This is a genomic window from Aquiflexum sp. TKW24L (genome assembly GCF_023502205.1).
Lineage (GTDB): Bacteria > Bacteroidota > Bacteroidia > Cytophagales > Cyclobacteriaceae > Cognataquiflexum.
In genome coordinates this window covers 152630-174244 of sequence record NZ_JAMFLG010000004.1, presented here as the reverse complement: position 1 = coordinate 174244, position 21615 = coordinate 152630, and the positions used below count along the sequence as shown (strand labels likewise).

Here is a 21615-nt window from a genome sequence, read left to right as displayed (position 1 = left end):
GTCGAATAAAGTAGTGTTTTGATCAGGGGTAAAATTTTTCAGAACCGGATGCTATAGACTTGATGAGTTAAATAGATTTATCATGAATCAAAAAAGGTCACCAGTCCTACTTAAATGTTTGGATAATGTTTTATATGGCTTGCTGCAAAATATTATATAAACCGAACCTTTTTTACTTCCATATCCTTCTAAAAATGGTTTACCTTTACATAAAAAAATAATTACCCGGTACAAATCCAATGAGTGACCAAATCAAACATGAATGTGGTATTGCGATGATCAGGCTTCGGAAGGAGCCCCAATATTACATTGAGAAGTACGGTTCACCGCTGTACGCACCAAATAGGCTATATGTCTTGATGCAAAAGCAAATCAACCGAGGACAAGATGGTGCCGGGGTAGCCAATATCAAGCTTGACACCAAACCGGGCACACGCTACATCAGCAGGTACCGATCTATCGAGCCCCAGGCAGTAAATTATATCTTTGACAAAATCTATAAGAAATATAAGAAAGCCAAAAAACTGGGAGGGAAGAAGGGGATGATCAATGCCCAATGGCTGAAAGAAAACGTGGCATTTTCGGGAGAAGTATGGTTGGGACACCTCAGATACGGCACCCACGGAGAAAACAGTATCGAAACTTGTCACCCATTTTTGAAGCAAAATAACTGGAGAAGCCGCAACCTCGTCATGGCAGGTAATTTCAACATGACCAATGTGGAGGAATTGTTCAGTAAACTGGTACAGCTCGGACAGCACCCTAAAGAAAAAACGGATACCGTCACCGTCATGGAAAAAGTCGGTCACTTTTTGGACGAAGAGAACCAGCGGATTTTTGATAAATACAAACACCAATACTCTAACGAACAGATTACCGCAGTCATCGAAAATGAAATCGATGTAGCACGTATCTTAAGAAGATCATGCAGGGATTTTGATGGAGGTTATGCGATGGCGGGAATTATCGGCAACGGTTCAAGTTTTGTCGTCCGTGATCCATCAGGAATCCGTCCAGCTTATTATTATGCAGACGAGGAGATTGTCGTGGTCGCTTCCGAAAAGCCTGCCATCAAATCGGCATTCAACGTGGATTACAAGCAAATCAGAGAAATTAAACCGGGTCATGCCTTGGTAATCAATAAAGACGGTTCTTACGCAGAGCATGAAATCCTTCCTGCTAGAGAAAAGAAATCCTGCAGTTTTGAAAGGATATATTTCTCAAGGGGAACAGACCCCGATATTTACAGAGAAAGAAAAGCACTTGGCCGCGCACTTGTACCGCAGGTCTTGAAAGCCATAGATTTCGACCTCAAAAACACTGTTTTTTCTTATATCCCAAATACTGCAGAAACAGCCTTTTTGGGCATGATCGAAGGACTCGAGGATTATTTGAGTGCCAAAAGGAGGGAAGTGCTACTGGAAGGAAAACCTCATCTTGAAGACCTGGAAGAACTCCTCAACTTCCGGCCAAGGGTCGAAAAACTTGTCAGCAAGGATGTCAAATTGAGGACTTTCATCACCAATGATTCCGACAGGGATGCCATGGTGGCTAATGTCTATGATACCACTTACGAAGTCGTCAGGGCAGGACTTGATACTTTGGTGGTCATAGATGACAGTATTGTGAGAGGGACTACTTTGGAAAAAAGTATTCTGACCACCTTGGACAAACTCAATCCCAAGCGGATTATCATCGTCTCTTCGGCTCCTCAGATCCGATTCCCGGATTGCTATGGAATCGACATGTCAAAGCTCAGGGAGTTTATCGCTTTCCGGGCCACGGTAGAATTGCTGAAAGACAAAGGCATGAGCTATTTGATGGACGAAGTCTATGAGAAGTGCAATACCAATCAGATTTTGACGGAAAACTATGTAAAAGCCCTCTATGAGCCATTTACGGATCAGGAGATTTCTGATAAAATCGCCGATATCATCACCACGGACGAGATCCACGCAGAGGTAAAAGTCATCTACCAAACAGTCGACAATTTACATAAATGTATCCCCGACCATTCCGGTGATTGGTACTTTACAGGCGATTTCCCGACTTCTGGAGGGATGCGCGTGGTAAACAGGGCTTTTGCCAACTACATGGAAGGGAAAGTGGTCAGGGCATATTGATCATTCTCATTATTGAAAACAATGACCAAAATTCAAGTCGGCAAAGCCCTTGTTTTTGGTCATTGGTTGTTTAAATAACTACTCAAATAAAATCTACCCATAATTATGGAAGCCAACGTACCCTTATTGAAGCAGATTTGTGAAATCGCCGGAGCGCCGGGTTTTGAAAAAAGAATCAGGGATTTGGTCATTGAACTGGTGACTCCGCTCGTAGAAGAAGTCAGGGTAGACAATTTGGGCAGTGTCATTGCCATCAAAAAATCCAAGAAAAATCCCGATTCCAAAAGAGTGATGGTAGCTGCTCATATGGATGAAATCGGATTTATCGTCACCCACATAGATGACAAGGGGTTTGTTCGATTCCATACTTTGGGTGGATTTGATCCCAAGACCCTGACCGCTCAGCGGGTAATCGTCCACGGCAAAAAGGATCTTGTTGGAGTCATGGGAAGTAAACCGATCCATGTCATGACAGCAGATGAAAAAAACAAGTTGCCTCAGATTACCGACTTTTTTATAGACTTGGGCATGGACAAAGAGGAGGTTGAAAAATACGTGACCATCGGCAATCCCATTACGAGAGACAGAGAACTGATAGAAATGGGAGCCTGTGTCAACTGCAAATCCATTGACAACAGAGTAGCAGTTTTTATCCTTTTGGAGACCTTGAGGGTTCTGGACAATCCGGCCTATGATGTGTATGCCACTTTTACCGTTCAGGAAGAAGTGGGTATCCGAGGAGCAAATGTTGCAGCGCATGGGATCAACCCTGATTTTGGGATTGCTTTGGATACCACCATCGCCTTTGATGTGCCGGGAGCACAGCCGCATGAGAAGGTAACAGAACTCGGTAAAGGAACTGCCATCAAAATAATGGATGCTTCGACTATCTGCGATTACAGAATGGTCGCCTTCATGAAGCATACCGCCGATCAGCATCAGATCAAATGGCAACCTGAAATCCTAACCGCAGGAGGTACCGATACCGCCGGAGTGCAGCGTATGGGCAAACAAGGTGCTATTGCCGGGGCGATTTCCATCCCGACACGTCACCTGCATCAGGTCATCGAAATGGCCCACAAAGAAGATATTTCCAATAGTATCTTACTTCTGAAAGCTTGTCTGGAGGAACTTGACGGGTTTGAATGGAGTCATTGAGAAGGAAAAACATAAAATGTAATTCTAATCTGAGGTCTGATTTTTCAGACCTTTTTTTTTAAAATTCTCCTCGTCCATTCAAAAACAAAATCTAAGAATTATGATTATAATATATCGCATACGATATAAATAAAGACTATATTTGTATCGCGTACGATATAATAGAAATCAAATATGCGATTTATGAAAAACAAGTTTTACGATTTTTCCGCCAACAACCTTCAGGGTAAAGAAGTATCCATGTCCGAATTTCAAGGAAAGACGATTTTGGTGGTCAATACCGCCAGCCAATGTGGCTTGACCCCACAATATGAAGGCTTGGAAAAACTCAATCAAAAGTACAAAGACAAAGGTTTGGTCATCCTCGGCTTTCCCTGCAACCAATTTGGCAATCAGGAGCCTGGCAATTCCAAGGACATTGCAGAAGGATGCCTCCTGAATTATGGGGTAAGCTTCCCCATGTTTTCCAAGATTGAAGTCAATGGAAAAAATGCCCATCCGGTTTTTAAATACCTCAAAAATGAATTGGGAGGCATATTTGGATCAAGTATAAAGTGGAATTTCACCAAGTTTTTGGTAGATGCAAATGGAAAACCTGCCAAGAGATTTTCACCCATCACCAAGCCTGCGGAAATCGATAAATACCTCAGAAAAATTTTAAAGTAATCAAACTGTTTTTATTTCTTTTCCTCAAATAATGCCTGAAAATCCATTAAACCAGCCATTTACCCTTCCAAATGGCGTGCTGATCAAAAACAGACTTTTCAAATCCGCCATGAGTGAAGGACTCGGCAACAAGGATGGTTCCCCCAAACCGATGCTCGATCTACTTTATCGTAAATGGGCGGAGGGAGGGATAGGTCTTTGCGTCACAGGAAATGTCATGATTGACAGACGCGCACTTGGGGAGCCGGGAAATGTGGTCATAGAAAACGCCTCAGGATTGGAAGGATTGAAATCTTGGGCAAAAAACGCTACCGCCAATGGGACACATTGCTGGGTTCAATTGAACCATCCCGGAAAGCAAGCACCGAAAGGGTTGAACAAGGAAACAGTTTCTCCCTCGGCTATCCCGTTTAGAAAGGACATGCAGTCTTTTTTCAATACCCCGAGGGAACTGACCGAAGCGGAAATCCAAGACCTGATCAAAAGATTTGGGTTTGCTGCGAAACAGGTAAAAGAAGCTGGTTTTTCTGGTGTTCAGATTCATGGTGCCCATGGATATCTTGTCAGTCAGTTTCTTTCTCCCCATCATAATCAGCGAACTGACAAGTGGGGAGGTGATCCTGAAAGACGGAGAAGGTTTGTATTGGAAGTTTATCAGGCGATGCGACATGAAGTGGGAACTGATTTTCCTATCGGGATCAAGCTCAACTCGGCTGATTTTCAGCGAGGTGGTTTTACAGATGAAGAATCATTGGAAACCATCAAGGCATTAGAATTGTCAGGTATTGACCTGATAGAAATATCCGGTGGAACCTATGAAGCACCTGCGATGATGGGAACTAAATGGAAAGAAAGCACCCAAAAAAGGGAAGCCTATTTTATGGATTTTGCGGACAAAGCAAGAAAGGCAGTCAAACTACCTTTGGTAGTAACAGGTGGGTTTAAAAGCTATGAAGGTATGGCAGATGCCATTCAGTCAGGAAACGTGGATTTTGTAGGTTTGGCAAGATTGATCGCCGTAGAACCGGATGCCCCTCGCAGACTTCTGACCGGACAATCGCCAAAGATCTCCATCCAACCCATCAAAACCGGAATCGGACCCATAGATAAAATGGGCGTGATGGAGACAGTGTGGTACCGCGAACAGCTAGAAAGAATGGGCAAAGGAATAGAACCAAAGCCAAACCTTTCTGCTTTTGTTGTTTTTGTGAAATTCGCATATAAACTGATATTTAAAAGAAAAGGGGTGCTCAAGGAAAGGGCATCCTGATTTTTATTTTCAATCTAAAATCTCCAATAATTATGGAATCAATTTTCAATCCCACCATTCAGCCCAAAACCAACATGGCACAGACTATCGTTAGGGTCCTGCTAGGTAGTTTTCTGCTTTTTGCAGGCATCAGCCATCTTTCCTTTAATCGCGGTGAGTTTTTGGCGCAGGTACCGCCTTGGGTTCCAATGGATCCCGATCTAGTTGTAATCTTGTCAGGAATAGTGGAAATCCTTCTTGGAGCATCCTTGCTTTTCCTTGCTTCGAAAAGGGTACAAGTCGGTTGGGTAGTGGCGCTTTTCTTTGTGCTGATTTTTCCGGGCAACGTTTCGCAGTATGTCAATGGGATCGACGCCTTTGGATTGGATACGGATAGGGCGCGATTTATCCGCTTGTTCTTTCAGCCGGTTCTGATAGTCATGGCATTGTGGTCCACGGGTGCTTGGCAGGCTTGGAGAAATAAAAATTAGAAGAGTGAATTGATTTATATGCGATTCCTTTGCTTGTTAATTAATTGTAAACCAAGCTTATTAAGATATTCATTGATATTAGATATTGATAGATATTGATGAAGTAACCAATGGTTATTGGGTTAGACATTTCTTCTCAAATGGGAATAATCAATGCCCGACTGGTTAAAAGTATCAACTAATATCTAGTATCAATCAATATCCATTTAAATATCTAGTCCATTGGATTAGGCAAATGTTAAAAAACTGATAAGACGTTCGATAATTTAAATGAAATGGAGCAACTAAAACTTGATAATCAGATTTGCTTCCCGGTGTATGCCGCCTCAAGGTTGATCATCAGGGAATACCAGCCCCATCTGGACAAACTCGGGATTACCTATCCCCAATATCTGGTGATGTTGGTCCTTTGGGAAGAGGATGGGATTTCTGTCAATGACATTGCCCACAAGTTGATTTTGAATACCAATACCATGACCCCGCTGCTGAAGCGGATGGAGACATTAGGATTGGTCACGAGGATGCGATCTGAAGAAGATGAACGGAAGGTTATCCTAACGCTGACACCAAAAGGAAGTACTATGAAAGCAGAAGCTGCCCATATTCCTTTTAGTCTTTTAGCAGACATTTCCCCTGAGGAGTCCAATTTGGAGGAATTGGTTGCCATGAAAAACAAGATTCAGGAGTGGATTGATTTTTTGAAAAGCAAAGGCTGAGTATACGTTTTTTCCTGTTAGCGGCTCATTTTATTCCTTCGGTATAGAGATTTTTCATTACCCGAATTTTCTCCGGGTTCTCAACGAGTGATTGGTCAGAAAACATCATGATGCCTGATGCGGGTGCTTTCATGCCTTCAATCATGACTTGCCTGAATTCTTCAGGACTGATGATTCCGGGATTGTTATGAGATTGAATAATGGGCCAAATCTGTGGTCCAAATTTTTGGTTCAAGTCTTGGTTCAAGTCTTCAGACTTGGACCCTGCTTCAATCAAATCTCCCAACCATTTTACATATTCTCCCACCCATGTCGTGGGCCGAGCCTTCATTTGGTGAAACAACATTGGCGACATGACATCGGCAATTTCTGAAATAGCCTTAGGGTCAATACCCAAAATCCGGTAGAGTGCCGAATCATAATCCGCTGGATACCATGAACAATAAAAAATGCCTAACTTTGCTTCCGGCTGGATTTCATCGACTACATCTCCCATATCCGCGATCCATCCATTCAACACCTCGCTTCGCCAATTTCTCCATTCCTTATCTTTATTTTTTAAAATCCATTGGGCTTTGTGGCTGATACTGTCTCCCGGGATTATTATCCTCGTACTTTCTCCAAATTGGCCGGTACACCGGTCGCAAAAACAAGTTTCGGGAAGGATCGGATCTTTGGTTTCAAACTGGGCATGCCAATGGACATAATCTAAAAAAATCCCATCCACTTTGAATTCATGGAGAATTTTTTTCAGTTGGCCAATCCGATAGTTTTTAAAATCGGGATCGGTAGGGCAAATCCCCATAAACCAATCTGCGGGTTCTGCTTTTTCGCCCGTTTCTGTGATAGGCCAAGCTTCAGGATGGTCCTTAAGATAGTCTTTTCCGTTTAGGGTCGGAAACTCTACAAAAACCTTTGCCCCTTGTTGGGTTGCAATATCAAAAAACTCTCTATTCAAGGATATACTGCGTACAAATACCGCATTCATTCCCAAAGAATCAAACCTATATCCGGCATCCAAAAGGGTAGCAGGATTGCCGTAAACGCCTTTGATAAAGGTTTGTTTTTGCTCAGCAGGCTGCTGACAGGAAAATGTCCAAAGTAAGAGGAAGATAATAGGGAGCTTATTCATTAGATCAAGTTACCATAAAATGAGGATGGTTTCAATCTTTAGGATCTTTTGACCCTACACCGATCGGAATTCTCAGGTAGAAATTCAGAGAAGAATTGTTGACCATGGCATCTGTATTTTTTTTGACATCCACTATACCATAGAAATAAAGAACTCCTACACTCATGCTTTTCAATTTATTTTTGAGTTTGTATCCCATACCGCCTACAAGTCCGAAATCCAATCTTGTGAAATCATCGCTGACTTCCCTCCTAAATTCCAAGTCTCCGCCATTACTTTCAAGATTGAAATAGTCGAAAGCCTTAGACCGCAAGCCCGATTGAATGCCGCCCTCTAACAATAGCCGATTATTGATCCTTTGTTGGTACATGATCGGAACATAGAAATAATTTACCTTGGTGGTCAAGATGCCATCTTCGAAAACTTCATCAAAATCCGGGTCGTTTAGCGGATAAGTAGGCATTCCTGTTGCGCCAACATTGGATTTGACCAGCACTCCCGTGCTGATAAAGGAATTCTCTTTGAGCATGATGTGAAAATAAATTCCCAGATTAAAGTTGTTCAGTCCCTCCGAACCATTGTATCCATTAAAATAGGAGCGGTTCATTCCTCCCGTCAGACCGAATTCAATTTTTTCAGTGTTTAATTTATCCCCAAATAATAAGGAAATAAGAACCTGTGCTTTGATTGTTCCTGAAACTGTCAAAAACAAAAGGAGAAGGATAATTTTTAGTTTACTTGCCATGAGATTGGTTGATTTTGAGAATAAGTTTTTCTATAATCGGATAAAGATTATTGTTTATTGAGTCGAACATGTTCATTTTTTTGGAAGAACAATCTTCTGATTTGGTCCTGACCCAAGTGTCTGGCCAATTCTTTAAAAGCGAAAAAAGGAAAGAAAGCAAGGCTTACCACCAAAAGGCTCGCAAATAATACCGTGTCAAAATGGTGTGCAAAACCTTCTGCGATTCCTTCAAGAGTGGGAGTTTTGATTAATACCCTGATCAAAACCTCCAATGCCTCAAAAAGGAGTACAAAAATACTGAAGAAGAAGGTTTTGTATAAAGCAGGAATGAAGAGAGGCCTATTTTCAAATTTTTTGCTGATGTCCAAAAAAGCCCCGATCATAATAACTTTCCCAATGATCAAGGCTTTGATAACCCCGATAAAGTAATCATCCAAGATGATTCCGTATTGGGCGAGCAGTACCCTTCGGTAAAAGATGAGCACACTAAAACACAGGGCCAAGTAGAGTACATTGATGCCATATTCGGTAAGCTCGTGGACCAATTTCTGTTTGAAAGTTTTCTTTTGAGTTGGATGTTCCATACTTTGGTTTTTTAGGGATTCACAGGTCTTTTGCACTTCATGCTTTTATATTTTCTATTTTGTTTTAATCAAACCAACCCTTGCTACGGAAGTAGAAATACATCCCAGCACTGATCAGGATCATCGCGACTATGGCATAGGCATAACCAAAGGGATTGTTGATCAGTGGGATATAATGGAAATTCATTCCCCAAATTCCTGCAAGAAATGTAATCGGCATAAAAATCGTAGACATGATGGTAAGCCTTTCTAGTCTGCGGTTGGTTTTTTCCCTAGCCTGTGCATCATAAAATGAACGGACGGCATTTAATCTCCTTTCCAATAATTCCAAAGTCCTGTCAGCTGATTGCAGATTTGCAGAAGATAGCGTTTGATATTCTTTTGTTTTTTCCCCACTTTCGGAAGATTTATCGGATGCAGCAAATGCAGTAAAAACAGGCAATTGGCCTTGAACTATCGATTCGAGTAAAAGGATGCCTGATTGCAAATCGGCAATTTCCTCCATATTGATTTCTCCCGGCTGCGCATCCATTTTTTTCTCTAACTGAAGGATACTTTCGCTGATAAAGGCTGTTCTTTTTAATAAAACCATTGACAAGCCCAAAAGGAAGGAGGAGATTATTCCGGAGATACTGTTGTCGGGAAGGACGGAAGCAAAACCTTCGGGATCAATGTCTTTTTGAAATCTGGAGAATTCCTTTTCGTAGAAGGTCAGGAGCACGCCACTTCCAAATAAAACACCAAGATATTCCATTTTTCGGTTGTCTTTCGTGTCAGTAATCACAGGCATGACAAGCAATGAAAGTGGCCTAAAAGGATAATAACCGGGATGATCACGGGAATCAAGAGAAAACCTCCTGATCAGACCCTGAACATGGAGATCTCCCATTATTTGTTCCAATTCTTCCTTATTGGCTCCTTGGACATCTATCCAAATGCTGATCTTTTCTTGCCCGAGGGAATCGATGGCAGCCCTATAATCACAGGGATCGAGACTCTTGTCCTCAAGAATGGTATGGCAGCTGGTTTTCATGTTATGTCTAATTTTTTAAATCCGGTTGCAGTTGGTGTTTGAGGTTCAATTGGAATAATATTACTAACCGAAGGAGGTTATAAATTATCAAATAACTTATTTAATTTGGTACAAATAAAACCCCAATGGAAACACCTAAACCCGTGGAAACTGAACAAATGTCCGATGAGGAATTGGAAGAGAAGAAGGAAAAGAAAAAAGCCGAGAAACTTCTACAAAACGAAAGGACCAGGGTTTCATTCGAAAGACTTCAGCTCGCGTGGATCAGGACATCTGTAACATTGTTGGTGGTAGGTATTGGAGCTTATCAGTATTTTTTTGAGAGAATCGAATCTGGGAGAACAGGTTTTTTGAAACACCTAACAGGTTCCCAAGTCGGGATTTTATTGGTTATGCTATCCTTCGTGGTATTGCTCTTTGCCACCATTCAGCATCACCAAAATATGTCCAAACTGAAGGAAACATATCCTGAAATGCGAAAATCCATTAGCTCTTTTTTGGCCTACATCATTATGGCTGTTTCATTTACACTTTCTCTAATGGTTATTTTCAGGTTATGATATTTCGGTAATTCATTGACATTTTGTGAATTATAAATCAATGTCATTTAAATAAGCTGTTGCTTTTTGGAAACCTTTTCCAAAGTTGGGACTAGTCCATGAGAATCTTAAAACATCCTTTCCGAACTTTGGAAAAGTTTATCGAATCTTCCCTACCTAAACGATATTGAATTATATATCTGAGATCTTTTAAAGCCCAAAGCGATACTGAATACCTGTCATTACTTGGGTTCTTGAAGTCAAAAACCCGACCTCGATACGGAACATCAGACTTTTGTTTAACTGATATTGGGATCCAACAATAAAATTCCACATACCGGCAGGTCTTTTGTCCATCGAATACTGGACTGAAGCAGATTGGTCATCATTCAGCGCCGCATCTGCAGCCACGAGGAGTTCACTTGCCCGGGTCAAAGTCGAATTTGCGGCATTGTATTTGGCGATATTGATGGGGTTTTTTTGGTCGGCAGGGGAGAGTCCTTCCCACCATGTATCCACTTTGATATGGGCACCTCCTACTTTTTCGAAGCCCTCGTCTATCCTTGGCTGAAGCCCATCTGTGTCAATGACATCGCTGAAGTTGACAGAACCGTTGGTTTCAGAATTGAGGTGAACCCTGAATCCCCCTGCCCAAATCGCTATGTTACTTTTCTGATTTGGAAGTTTGAAGTTTTTGCCTAATCGTGGGCCGAAGACAAAAGTCCTTGTAGGCCTGCTGAGTTGCGGTACGTCAGTCCATGCGATATTCATATCCAATGCCAAAAATCCCCCACCGACACCAATAGTAGGTGTCATTCCTAATCCAAAAGTCCCTGCCGTGAAATCTACTTTTGATTCTGCATTGAACACTTCTGAATAGGTATTGGTCGAGTCAGGCAGCCAAAGGCCAAATCCTACTTCTGTTGATGCTTGGGTTTTACCCAAAATCCCATAAACATTTAAGAATGGGAATACCCAAACATCGGGTCTTACAGAAATAGCACTTGCAGTTGCAATAGCTTTATTGAACCTCACCACATCATCGACATTATACATTTGGCCACCATTGAATCCCACCATGAGGTTTTCGATGATGATGTCAGATTCCTGCCAAAAATAATTGACGCTTAATCCGGCAGAATAGGGGAGCGTATATCCGGCTTGTGTTGCCTTGCCTCCCCAAATCGGCAAGATATATGGGTATTCGGAATTTTTTAGGCTGTCTCTTTTGGATTGGTGTTTTTCACCTACAACTTTGTTGGAAAAAACCTGAGCCTGTGCACTTGAGACAATGAATAGAAATGCAAAACAAAATATATAGAGAGGTTTCATTTGAAATGGGTAAGCTTTAGGTTTTTTGATTGTTTAATTAGGTGATTGGAAAGTGGCCTCGGGGTGAATTTGAATAATCTAGTAGCATACAATGCTTTCGCCATTTATTTGGTTGGAGATATCCTTATCATAAATTTAACCCTTGAAAAATGGTATTATTAAACGTTATCGTTTAAGATGGATTGATCCTCTTAGCTTACAAAAACCGATATTTTTTAACTGGAATTCTTCTAGCAAAAGTGAGATTCAACTCTCTAAAAAAGGGATACAAAAAATAGAATTTGAAAAAACAGCAATGACATTGTCATCCGAAATTTTGGATAAAATGAGGTGGCATTAACCCAACACCATGAAAGTTAAAATTCGATGATTTGAATTTAAATTTTCAAAAAACCAAGGGAATAAACCTGAGGCTGCAATTTTTCGGTCAGGGTTTTATAAGCAGTTTCAAAAGCTTTGAAACTGACAGGTGGAAAGTCACCGCTTGCATTCCTCGCCTGTAGTGCCTTACGGACCTGATACCACCCGGCATCGGGACGGTTCAACTTCAATTCGTCCCTGACTGACCTCACATCGGTATGGGCAAAATAGCTTTGCCAAAGAGATTTTCCCGCCAAAAGTACGCTTGCAGCTTCCTCAGAAAAGTCTTTTCCGGCCATATACTCCACCATAAAATCAGACTCAAACCGATCCGGCGCATTGACCTCCGTCTCGGTAAATGGAATAAAATGATTGACAAGCGACCATTTCTTTCCGTTCCATTCCAAATCATCAGCTCCGGCTGTCAGGTTACTGCCATTGAATAACATCCAAACCAGACAGTCATTTTTAAACTCCTCGGTCAAAGGTTCGGAAGGTTGTAAAAATTGATCACGGTCGTTCAGCCAGGTTTGTTTAATCAATCTCCTTACTGAAAAAACTATAGCCACTTTCCAAAGGTTTTCTGGAATAATGAAAAATGCACCTGCGCTTCCAAATCCTGAAGAAAATATTGCAGTTAATGTACCTGCATTCTGAAGCATATTACTATTGGATAACATGCTACCTATTCCTCCTTCAACCCATTTTTTACCTCGAAGATCTTTGGTCACCGTTGCAGGAGTAATTGCATTTTTAAGCGGAAGGGAATCAATTTCAATTGGTTTGGGTCGAGAAATCCATTCGCTAAGAAAATAATTGTTCGGAAAATTATAAAATGTTTTTTCGCCAATTGGTTTGACATTTTTATCATAAACTTCGGTAGAAATTTCAACTATAGAACTTTTTATATCTGAATTCTGATTTGTTTGCCAAACCAAAAATCCTATTGGGAATTCTCCTTTTAATCCTTCAAAGGATTTACTATGAACCACAAATCCACCAAGGTATTTTGCATTCCATAATTCCCGAAACTTTTCGAAATTTGGGGCATTTACGTACTTTAATTTACTGAAAATTGCAATCGTTGAAGTTGGAATTTCTTTCGCTATTCGACCAATAAATTGAGTAAATAATTCGCGTGTTGCATATCCATAATCCGGCAGATGCTTGGCAATTTTTGTTTTTGCAACGTCTGTTTTGTGCTCACCGCCACTTATTGTATCAGAACTTCCCGCCTCCGCATAAGGCGGATTAATCAAGACCAAAATCTTTTTTCCTTCAGCAATGGCTTTTCGGAGGCTTTCGGGTACTTTATTGGTCAGTGAATAGTCGATCCGTCCGTCTTCGGTAATGTCGTCGTTGAGGTAATCATATTGGAAGCGCTGTGCGGCCACGCAGGTCTTGGTGGCTTTCATCACATCGATATCTGCACTGTCGAGGGTGGACATGTAGATATTCCGTGGATTGGAGTGCTTGACTTCAAGGTTACCGACCCCGCAGCACATGTCCCAGACAATGTATTCTTTCTGCCAGTTTTTGCCGAGGGTTTCGGTGAGTTTGTCATAAGCTTTGTCCACCACAGCCAAAGGCGTATAAAACGCTCCCTTAAAACTCCGCTCATCCAATGGGATAAGGCTGTCCCGCCTTTCCAACAAATAATTCCGGTATTCTGCCTTAGGCGGTTTGTGATATATCGCCCAAAACTGTCTGTAACCTTCTTTATTTCCCAATTCATAGATCTTGCCTCCCAGACTAAATACCGGCGAGCCGTTTTTGTGCATAAGTTCGGCAGGGAGATTATGGTGCGTAGAGACAGTGCCGTCATGCATGATGTCGGCAAAAAACAGTAGGGCGTAGTTTTCTTCTTCGACGCCGTTTATTTCCCTTCCGATCATTTGGACCCATTTATCAAATACCTGTTTGAGGTTATCCGGTGTGATTTGAGTCCGGATGATATCGCCGTTTGTGATGGCGTTTTTGATCGTATTGATAAATTCCTCCTCGTGGGTTTCGATTTTGAAGGAAACAAAGTGGGTTCCTATGTGCGCTGAAATCGCATCCAAAGCTTCGATGGTATATCCGCTTGCTGATTTGCCCCATTTGATGGTCTTTTTGGCAAGGAAAGGAATGACATCCGTGCTTTTCATGATGGCAGCTTTCTTGGTATCAATCACCGCCAAAAAAGGAGGGATGTATTGCCCCCGATCCAAAGCCTGTTGGACATAATGCATCAGTTGGGTAAACATCGCATAGGTCGAATGTTTGCTGGTATCTTTTGCTTCAAACCAGATTTCCTTTGTTTGGATGTCTATGAGGTTTTTGGAGTATCCTTTGAGGCCTAGGGCTTTGATATAGGCATCTTTGACATCTTCCTCACTTCTGACTTGCTGTAATTTTTCAAAAAGACTCATGCTTTACATTCAATAGATGGGTGGACTGGATTTTTATAGATTTGGAATTTCCTAAACCTAAAACTAATTGTTTGAATATCCAATCTGTCCATAGAATACAGATTAAAAAGTGGTAATTTGTTATGTTTTGAAAAAAGTGAATCGCTACCTTTCTTCATTATTTCTTCTCTTTTTTCAACTGCTTAAATTCAAAGACATGATAATGCCATGCCGGCATGTCTAAAAATAGTCCTTCGGAAAGCAGGCTATTTCCTTCCCGTACATAGATTTCATCGCCCATCAGGTTTTGAAGGCTCCAGGTTTTATCTGTCAGGTAAGGGAGTGGTAGCTCAAGAAAACACTCACCGGAATAAGGGGCATAATTTACTACCACGACTCCCATTTTATTTTGGGAGCTTTCCCATGAAAAGGCCACAAATGAATCCCATGTACTGTTGCCATGCCAGGTTTCTTTGGTGTCGAGGAGTCTCCACCGCCCTTTTTCAAACAGGGGGTTTTTCAACACCTGAAGCAATCGCAGGTAAAATTGATGTAGGACAGGATCTACAGGTTCATGAGGTCCCCGAATCAAATGGGTAGAAATACGTGTTTTTTTTCCCTCTAATTGTCCCTGATGAAAAAATCGGACACCGGGAGAGTAATAGGTAATGATCGCTGCAGCCTCATGCTTTTTTTGATCAAATATGGAAGCGGCACGGGGTTCATCATGGTTTTCTAAAAACCGGACCGTATGGCCTTGGTATTCCAACCCGGCACTGAGGTGGTCACGGATCGGTTGAGATTTGCCTTCGGTCAGTCGGTCAAGTAGTTTCTTATCATAGGTATAGTCAAACCCCTGCAGCTGTAGTTCCCATTCAAGGTCCCAGTAGACCTCTGCAAGGAACTTGAACTCTGGATTTTTAGATTTGATTTTTTGGATGGCTTTTGGCCAAAAGCTGTCACAGCTTTTTCCCCATGTTTTCTCGAAAACAGAAGGAATGACTAGCATGGCCATGTCGCAATGGATCCCGTCACATAATTTAACGACTTTGCCAAGTTCGATTTCCATCGCTTTCTGTAGCTCTGGGTTGCTATAATCGAGTTGGAGTGTATCCGGCCAACCAGAGAAGAATGGATCCCGTCCATAGGCAAAAATCCTTTCTTTATCTTTGGATGGTATAGAAATGTAATTTTGTGGTTCCCGCTGCAAATCATCCCTGCTTCCTTCAATGTAGAATTCAGGGTGTGTTGTTACCCATTGATGGTCAATGGCGGTATGGTTGGGCACAAAATCCAACATCAGAAATAGGCCTTTTTCCTTCATTTTTTTCTTGATTCTGCCCAAGGCCTCATTACCACCCAAGTCCCCGTGGATTTCATAACTCGTAATCGCAAATCCTGAACCTCCAATATCGCCCATTTTGAGGTCAGGGAGGGTTCTTTCAAACTCATCCAATAGGTCCTGATTTGTTCTTGAGATTTCTTTGCCCCTGCTGCCTGTTTGCCAGATACCCATCAGCCATACCCATTCAAAACCCATTTCCTTGATTTTGTCAAGTTCATGGTCGGGAATGTCATCGAGTGTGGCCCGTTTGCAAAGTTTTATAGAAATGGAATTCAACCAGACCCTGATATTGACCTGATATAAGGTAGGATAGTTTCTTTTGGCTTTGGTCATCATAGTGAAAAGTTAAGGTGCACATTGTCTTTTGCGTATTGAAAGCATTCCTGTTGGTCAGGGAATAAGCACTGACCTGCAATTTTTTAGAATTATTTTCCAAGACCTTCTTACGGGTCGGAGAAAATATTTTTCTTGGAAAGAGCAATAAATTCTATAGGGGCTTATAAAAAAAAGGAGGAAGGTAAAGAACCTTTATTGGAAGCAATTTGGCAAATAAAGATCATCAAGAAAATGATTTAATCATCTTCAAACCATGATGATAATCATGTTTTACATAAAGTGGTAATTTTTTTTTTATCGGAGTCTACTGACAAATGGTTAAAGTGGAAGTTTAAATCTACCGGAACCCAATCCCTTTTACAATCCTACCCCTTGAAATTCAAAAGGAGCCGTTATCTTGAACTGTGTCGATGATTCGCCGGCATAAGTTTCATTTTTTTCTACACTTAGCTTTTTGGTTTTCGCTTTGGGACTGAAGTCGATTTTCTTAAGATCCACCCAAAAAGTATTCGGAGTCAAAGCTGTTTCGAAATAGTAAATGAGGTTTTTTTGATCTGAAACAGATCGCCATCTCGTAGAGGAGATGTTTGGTTCATCGGGGGTTGAGATCCCAAAAGGAACGGAACAATTGCGGATCACACTGAAAACTGAAGGAATGGCTACTTCCATCTTGTCTGTTTGGGGAATGGCTTCAATGTAATAGGATGCCCGCACAAACCTGTCGGCAGCGCGGTTGGTACCGGGGAGCATCACAGTTCCCGGTATATTTTTCCAATATTTGTTGAGACCAAGCTGTTCTTCAAAAATTGGTGAATTGGTCATTACAGTGTATGATGGGTCATGGTGGATGACAAGTTCTCCTCCCACATATTCGAAAATGGCATTGTCTCCTGACGCATCTGAAATGGAGAGGTGTACAGTCGTAAACATCTTAGTGCCCGGAATGTAGTCAGAAACCAATACTATATTTCCCAGTCTAAAATGGTCGACAGCTTCACGAACAGATGCGAAATTGTCCAAGGCATATTGGGCCCAAAGCGAAATCGCCAATCCTTTTTTTCCTGCCTTGGGGTCATATTTCGGATATTCTGACTCGACGAGCCAAAGGAGATTGGCAACAAGTCCCTTTTCGTTCATTCCGTCAGCAGATGCAATATCCCAAGCAGTGGTCACAATACTTCCATATTTGGATGTCCATTCGATTGAATTTTCTCCGGCAATTCCCGAACGTTTTGTAGCTCTGGGAAGAACCCACAGATTGGCGGGGATTTCACTTTTCCAATCCATAGACCTGGCCGTGATTACGGTTTGGTTTGGTCCTTTATATACTACCCTGGTACATGCATGTCCTTGTTGAAATAGCCCGAAAACAAATAAAGTCATGATAATCAGGTAGGAGCGGAGCAATTGGGTTGTAGTCATGTTTGAGGATTTAGGAATCAATATCAGATTTACCCGCAACATTATCAACCAAAAATGCCAGTTTAAGATTTTGATAATAATATCTTAAAACTAGGCGGGTCGCAAAAATCCAACTAGTAATTTTGAGAATTAAATCCCAAAAATAAAGATCTTAAAAAACAGCATAAAATATTGCTATCCCAATTAACATGGCAAAAGGCGAAATGATCTGAAAGTAGATGGGTTTGAGGATCTCTGCGCTTTTCAAAGAGTAATTGTGGTGCAACCTCCTTGGTACAAAATAGAGTACAATCGAGGTACCCAACATAAACCAACCCACAACACTGAATACTTCTGGAAACCTGGAATAGTCTGCATACACGATCAATCCAATTGCAGGAATCATCCTCCCTGTAATTTCGGTATAATTGATCAAGTTGGTACTTCCTGCTTTCCGCAATATTTCCCGTGCTTTTCTGGGTGCAAAAAGCATCAAAAACCCTGTTGCAATAAAAAAAAACCCAAAAAGTACTACTGTCCATTTTGCAAGGGTGACTACCATAAAGAATAGGTTTTTTTGAATGATCGATTAATATCAGATAAAATAGAATCAATAGCACATCGGATGCTCGACTTTTTCACTAAAGGGGAAGTCGCACTTCATTCTCCTGATCAAAATCATGTTTTCCTTAAACGATTTTCTTTAAGTTCAAACCTTATTAAATTTGCATAAGAGTCATAGATTTTATCAATCGAAAAATAACTTCAATAGCCTTTATATTTAGTAAATTCGCAATTACATCAAAATAATCAATACAATTATGGATCATAACACAAATCAAAATGGTGGCGATTTGAGCAAATGCCCATTTCACAATGGACAACTCTCACAAGCGGCCGGTGCGGGACCCCGTAACCGTGACTGGTGGCCAAATCAGTTGAAACTGAATATTTTGCGTCAGCATTCTTCGCTTTCCAATCCAATGGGTGAAGATTTCAATTATGCTGAGGCGTTCAAGTCTTTGAACCTTGCCGAAGTAAAGAAAGATATTGCCGATGTACTTCAGACTTCACAGGACTGGTGGCCGGCAGATTATGGTCATTATGGGCCTTTGATGATCCGAATGGCCTGGCACAGTGCAGGAACTTATAGAGTTCAGGATGGACGTGGTGGAGCAGGATTCGGTACCCAACGATTTGCTCCGCTCAACAGCTGGCCTGATAATGCCAACTTGGACAAAGCAAGATTGCTTCTCTGGCCAATCAAGCAGAAATATGGAAAGAAGCTTTCTTGGGCAGATTTGATGATTCTGACCGGAAACGTGGCTTTGGAAACAATGGGTTTTGAGACATATGGCTTTGCCGGTGGCAGGGCTGATGTTTGGGAGCCTGCTGAGGATGTGTATTGGGGTTCTGAAGGTCAGTGGATGGGTGATGATAAAAGATACAGTGGAGAGAGAGAATTAGAGCAGCCATTGGGAGCTTCCCACATGGGTCTGATCTATGTCAATCCTGAAGGTCCACAAGGCAAGCCTGATCCACAGGGAGCGGCTTATGATATCAGAGAGACTTTTGGCCGTATGGCCATGAATGATTACGAAACGGTAGCCTTGATCGCAGGTGGTCACACCCTAGGTAAAACTCACGGTGCCGCTGATCCGGCCCAATATGTAGGTCCTGAGCCCGAAGGTGCTACAATTGAAGAAATGGGAATGGGTTGGAAAAATACTTTTGGAACCGGAAATGCAGGAGATACCATCACTTCCGGACTGGAAGGAGCTTGGACCACTACGCCTACCAGATGGAGCAATAACTACTTCGAAAACCTTTTCCAATTTGAATGGGAACTGACCAAAAGTCCTGGGGGAGCACATCAATGGAAGCCTGTCAACAATGGCGGAGAAGGCACTATTCCTGATGCGCATGATCCGGCTAAAAAACATGCTCCATTTATGCTTACCACTGATATTGCCTTGAAAGTAGATCCAATCTACGAGAAGATTTCGAGACATTTCCTCCAAAATCCTGATGAGTTCAACGATGCTTTTGCTAAAGCTTGGTTCAAATTAACCCACCGTGATATGGGACCAAAATCTCGCTATTTGGGTCCCGAGGTACCGACTGAAGACTTGATCTGGCAAGATCCTATTCCTGCTGTCAACCATGAATTGGTAGATTCCTTTGATATTGACGGTCTGAAAGCCAATATCTTAGCTTCTGGTCTAACGGTTTCTGAATTGGTTTCCGTTGCCTGGGCTTCCGCTTCTACCTTCAGAGGTTCCGACAAGCGGGGTGGTGCCAACGGTGCACGTATCCGTCTTACTCCTATGAAAGATTGGGCAGTCAACAATCCTGCCCAGCTTGCCAAAGTGTTGGGTACGCTTGGAAGTATTCAAGAGGAGTTTAACAGCACTCAGTCTGGAAACAAGAAAGTATCCCTTGCTGACCTGATTGTCCTCGGAGGTTGTGCTGCCGTAGAAAGAGCTGCAAAAAATGCCGGGGTTATTATTTCCGTACCTTTTACTCCAGGCAGAATGGATGCTTCTCAGGAAGAAACTGAGGTGGATTCTTTTGCATTCCTAGAGCCTAAAGCAGATGGATTCCGCAATTATTTCAATCCAAAAAGCATGGCTTCTGCAGAAGAAATGTTGGTAGACAAAGCGCAACTCTTGAACCTGACTGCCCCTGAAATGACTGCTTTGGTTGGAGGTCTTCGTGTGTTGAACACCAACTTTGACAAATCCAGACATGGTGTTTTGACAAACAGTCCTGAGACTTTGACCAATGACTTCTTCCTGAATTTACTGGATTTGAGAACAACTTGGAGAGCAACCTCTGACGGACAGAACCTATTCGTAGGTAGCGACCGGGTAACCGGAGAACCTAAATGGACTGCAACCAGAGTGGACTTGATCTTTGGTTCCAATTCAGAACTGAGAGCAGTATCCGAGGTTTATGGATGCGAAGACGGAAAAGATAAATTCCTACACGACTTCGTGGCTGCTTGGAACAAGGTGATGAACCTTGACAGATTTGACCTAGCCTAATATTTGGATAAGTTTGTTTGATAGGAAAGGTGGTATGGAAACAGATCACCTTTTTTTGTTTAGTTTTTTTCCTTTGAAGTATGGTCGATAAACCTCTTTTCAAACCCCGCATCTTCTGTCCTCATCCACACATCCCAAAAAGTGAAATACAGGCCATAGTTGCATCGGTACCTCAGATGGTGCATGTCATGGTGGGTTGCCCCGACCATCCATCTTGCAATCGGCGAGCGAAGTGCCGAACTGCCGTAGACTTCTACACCGGCATGGTTGATCACGGCAGTGATGGACATGGTCACCAACAAAGCCAGCAAAACTGTAAAATGCATGGGAAGGATAAGAACCAAAACAGGCAAAAAGACCGCGTGAAGCGATGCCTCAACCGGGTGGAAGGAAAAGGAAGTGAATGAACTTGTATAAAGGCTGTTGTGGTGGATATGGTGAAAATGACGGAGAACTTTTGGTCGATGCATCCACCTGTGAAGCCAATAATAATAGGTCTCATGGATGAACATGGCCAAGAAAAAGCTGATCGGAAGCCATAATACATCCCAAGAGGAAAGTGCCGTGTATAGCTTGGTGTATCCTCGCTGCCAGCAGATCAACATGACCGTCCCTGAAAGAGCAAATATGATCCCACCGAGAAAAGAATACCAGATTTCCGTCTTGACTTGGGGGACTTTGACCTGTTGGTGCAGCCTCCGGTGGGGTAGGGCATCGCCCAATTTTTTATAAACCAACTCATGGTACAACCAAGCCAAAAGCATGTATCTCCCGAAAATCCCGGCCAATAAAAGCGAAAAGATGATGATAAAATTTCCCGGTTCAGTGTAATCCGTTCCTAAGAGCCAGTCGAGATTGAAATCCATTCCTTACGTTGTATTGATCTTCGAAATTTAAATAAAAAATGAATGGCAATGTTTTGGGAAGTTTAAAAAAAATGGAGAGACTTAATAGGTTTCTAAAATTCG

The 21615-nt window shown here is 42.0% G+C and carries 18 protein-coding genes; 8 read left to right on the top strand and 10 right to left on the bottom strand.

What is annotated here, in order from left to right:
• Positions 1–239: 239 nt before the first annotated feature.
• From M3O96_RS04520 to M3O96_RS04495, 6 genes are all read left to right on the top strand, one after another.
• The gene (locus M3O96_RS04520) at positions 240–2123 is read left to right on the top strand and encodes an amidophosphoribosyltransferase (protein ID WP_249719108.1); all 1884 of its coding nucleotides are present in this window, start codon (positions 240–242) and stop codon (positions 2121–2123) included.
• A gap of 105 nt (positions 2124–2228) precedes the next feature.
• Complete coding sequence (locus tag M3O96_RS04515) at positions 2229–3281, top strand: M42 family metallopeptidase (RefSeq protein ID WP_249719107.1); 1053 nt, start codon at positions 2229–2231, stop codon at positions 3279–3281.
• 183 nt (positions 3282–3464) lie between these two features.
• Entirely contained in the window at positions 3465–3947 is a 483-nt protein-coding gene (locus M3O96_RS04510) for a glutathione peroxidase (RefSeq protein ID WP_249719106.1), read from the top strand.
• A gap of 31 nt (positions 3948–3978) precedes the next feature.
• A complete protein-coding gene (locus M3O96_RS04505; protein WP_249719105.1) occupies positions 3979–5217 on the top strand; it encodes an NADH:flavin oxidoreductase/NADH oxidase family protein in 1239 nt (412 codons plus the stop codon).
• 32 nt (positions 5218–5249) lie between these two features.
• On the top strand, positions 5250–5687 hold the full coding sequence (locus M3O96_RS04500) for a DoxX family protein (RefSeq protein WP_249719104.1): 438 nt from the start codon (positions 5250–5252) through the stop codon (positions 5685–5687).
• Between the two features lie 275 nt (positions 5688–5962).
• On the top strand, positions 5963–6403 hold the full coding sequence (locus M3O96_RS04495) for a MarR family winged helix-turn-helix transcriptional regulator (RefSeq protein WP_249719103.1): 441 nt from the start codon (positions 5963–5965) through the stop codon (positions 6401–6403).
• A gap of 25 nt (positions 6404–6428) precedes the next feature.
• Here the strand turns inward: M3O96_RS04495 and M3O96_RS04490 are convergent, their stop codons facing one another.
• From M3O96_RS04490 to M3O96_RS04475, 4 genes are all read right to left on the bottom strand, one after another.
• The gene (locus M3O96_RS04490) at positions 6429–7535 is read right to left on the bottom strand and encodes a hypothetical protein (protein ID WP_249719102.1); all 1107 of its coding nucleotides are present in this window, start codon (positions 7533–7535) and stop codon (positions 6429–6431) included.
• A gap of 31 nt (positions 7536–7566) precedes the next feature.
• A complete protein-coding gene (locus M3O96_RS04485) occupies positions 7567–8280 on the bottom strand; it encodes an outer membrane beta-barrel protein (protein ID WP_249719101.1) in 714 nt (237 codons plus the stop codon).
• 47 nt (positions 8281–8327) lie between these two features.
• Positions 8328–8864, bottom strand: a complete 537-nt coding sequence (locus M3O96_RS04480; protein ID WP_249719100.1) for a hypothetical protein — start codon at positions 8862–8864, stop codon at positions 8328–8330.
• Positions 8865–8928: 64 nt separating this feature from the next.
• Positions 8929–9897 (bottom strand): magnesium transporter CorA family protein, encoded by a 969-nt coding sequence (locus M3O96_RS04475; RefSeq protein WP_249719099.1) that lies wholly within the window; start codon positions 9895–9897, stop codon positions 8929–8931.
• Positions 9898–10022: 125 nt separating this feature from the next.
• Between M3O96_RS04475 and M3O96_RS04470 the strand changes: the two genes are divergently transcribed.
• Positions 10023–10457: a YidH family protein gene (locus M3O96_RS04470; RefSeq protein WP_249719098.1), complete on the top strand. Its 435-nt coding sequence runs from the start codon at positions 10023–10025 to the stop codon at positions 10455–10457.
• Between the two features lie 189 nt (positions 10458–10646).
• Here M3O96_RS04470 and M3O96_RS04465 read toward each other — a convergent pair whose 3' ends face one another.
• The 5 genes from M3O96_RS04465 to M3O96_RS04445 all read right to left on the bottom strand — a co-directional run bounded on the left by M3O96_RS04465 (position 10647) and on the right by M3O96_RS04445 (position 18162).
• The gene (locus M3O96_RS04465; protein ID WP_249719097.1) at positions 10647–11768 is read right to left on the bottom strand and encodes a hypothetical protein; all 1122 of its coding nucleotides are present in this window, start codon (positions 11766–11768) and stop codon (positions 10647–10649) included.
• 377 nt (positions 11769–12145) lie between these two features.
• Positions 12146–14539, bottom strand: coding sequence for a hypothetical protein (locus M3O96_RS04460; RefSeq protein WP_249719096.1), 2394 nt, complete (start codon positions 14537–14539; stop codon positions 12146–12148).
• Positions 14540–14696: 157 nt separating this feature from the next.
• A complete protein-coding gene (locus tag M3O96_RS04455; RefSeq protein WP_249719095.1) occupies positions 14697–16199 on the bottom strand; it encodes an alpha-amylase family glycosyl hydrolase in 1503 nt (500 codons plus the stop codon).
• A 357-nt stretch (positions 16200–16556) separates the two neighbouring features.
• Positions 16557–17621 carry a linear amide C-N hydrolase gene (locus M3O96_RS04450; RefSeq protein ID WP_249719094.1) on the bottom strand — a complete coding sequence of 355 codons (1065 nt, stop codon included), beginning with the start codon at positions 17619–17621 and terminating at the stop codon, positions 16557–16559.
• 151 nt (positions 17622–17772) lie between these two features.
• A complete protein-coding gene (locus M3O96_RS04445; RefSeq protein ID WP_249719093.1) occupies positions 17773–18162 on the bottom strand; it encodes a hypothetical protein in 390 nt (129 codons plus the stop codon).
• 259 nt (positions 18163–18421) lie between these two features.
• Between M3O96_RS04445 and katG the strand changes: the two genes are divergently transcribed.
• On the top strand, positions 18422–20647 hold the full coding sequence (gene katG / locus M3O96_RS04440; RefSeq protein WP_249719092.1) for a catalase/peroxidase HPI: 2226 nt from the start codon (positions 18422–18424) through the stop codon (positions 20645–20647).
• A gap of 59 nt (positions 20648–20706) precedes the next feature.
• Here the strand turns inward: katG and M3O96_RS04435 are convergent, their stop codons facing one another.
• The gene (locus M3O96_RS04435; RefSeq protein ID WP_249719091.1) at positions 20707–21513 is read right to left on the bottom strand and encodes a sterol desaturase family protein; all 807 of its coding nucleotides are present in this window, start codon (positions 21511–21513) and stop codon (positions 20707–20709) included.
• Positions 21514–21615: the final 102 nt, after the last annotated feature.

What these genes read in the sequence shown, in the direction of transcription:
- M3O96_RS04470 (WP_249719098.1), top strand. Translation starts at nt 10,023, where the DNA reads ATGGAAACACCTAAACCCGTGGAAACTGAACAAATGTCCGATGAGGAA.
- M3O96_RS04515 (WP_249719107.1), top strand. Translation starts at nt 2,229, where the DNA reads ATGGAAGCCAACGTACCCTTATTGAAGCAGATTTGTGAAATCGCCGGA.
- M3O96_RS04485 (WP_249719101.1), bottom strand. Translation starts at nt 8,280, where the DNA reads ATGGCAAGTAAACTAAAAATTATCCTTCTCCTTTTGTTTTTGACAGTT.
- M3O96_RS04520 (WP_249719108.1), top strand. Translation starts at nt 240, where the DNA reads ATGAGTGACCAAATCAAACATGAATGTGGTATTGCGATGATCAGGCTT.
- M3O96_RS04475 (WP_249719099.1), bottom strand. Translation starts at nt 9,897, where the DNA reads ATGAAAACCAGCTGCCATACCATTCTTGAGGACAAGAGTCTCGATCCC.
- M3O96_RS04455 (WP_249719095.1), bottom strand. Translation starts at nt 16,199, where the DNA reads ATGATGACCAAAGCCAAAAGAAACTATCCTACCTTATATCAGGTCAAT.
- M3O96_RS04435 (WP_249719091.1), bottom strand. Translation starts at nt 21,513, where the DNA reads ATGGATTTCAATCTCGACTGGCTCTTAGGAACGGATTACACTGAACCG.
- M3O96_RS04480 (WP_249719100.1), bottom strand. Translation starts at nt 8,864, where the DNA reads ATGGAACATCCAACTCAAAAGAAAACTTTCAAACAGAAATTGGTCCAC.
- M3O96_RS04490 (WP_249719102.1), bottom strand. Translation starts at nt 7,535, where the DNA reads ATGAATAAGCTCCCTATTATCTTCCTCTTACTTTGGACATTTTCCTGT.
- M3O96_RS04495 (WP_249719103.1), top strand. Translation starts at nt 5,963, where the DNA reads ATGGAGCAACTAAAACTTGATAATCAGATTTGCTTCCCGGTGTATGCC.
- M3O96_RS04445 (WP_249719093.1), bottom strand. Translation starts at nt 18,162, where the DNA reads ATGGTAGTCACCCTTGCAAAATGGACAGTAGTACTTTTTGGGTTTTTT.
- M3O96_RS04460 (WP_249719096.1), bottom strand. Translation starts at nt 14,539, where the DNA reads ATGAGTCTTTTTGAAAAATTACAGCAAGTCAGAAGTGAGGAAGATGTC.
- M3O96_RS04505 (WP_249719105.1), top strand. Translation starts at nt 3,979, where the DNA reads ATGCCTGAAAATCCATTAAACCAGCCATTTACCCTTCCAAATGGCGTG.
- M3O96_RS04465 (WP_249719097.1), bottom strand. Translation starts at nt 11,768, where the DNA reads ATGAAACCTCTCTATATATTTTGTTTTGCATTTCTATTCATTGTCTCA.
- katG (WP_249719092.1), top strand. Translation starts at nt 18,422, where the DNA reads ATGGATCATAACACAAATCAAAATGGTGGCGATTTGAGCAAATGCCCA.
- M3O96_RS04450 (WP_249719094.1), bottom strand. Translation starts at nt 17,621, where the DNA reads ATGACTACAACCCAATTGCTCCGCTCCTACCTGATTATCATGACTTTA.
- M3O96_RS04510 (WP_249719106.1), top strand. Translation starts at nt 3,465, where the DNA reads ATGAAAAACAAGTTTTACGATTTTTCCGCCAACAACCTTCAGGGTAAA.
- M3O96_RS04500 (WP_249719104.1), top strand. Translation starts at nt 5,250, where the DNA reads ATGGAATCAATTTTCAATCCCACCATTCAGCCCAAAACCAACATGGCA.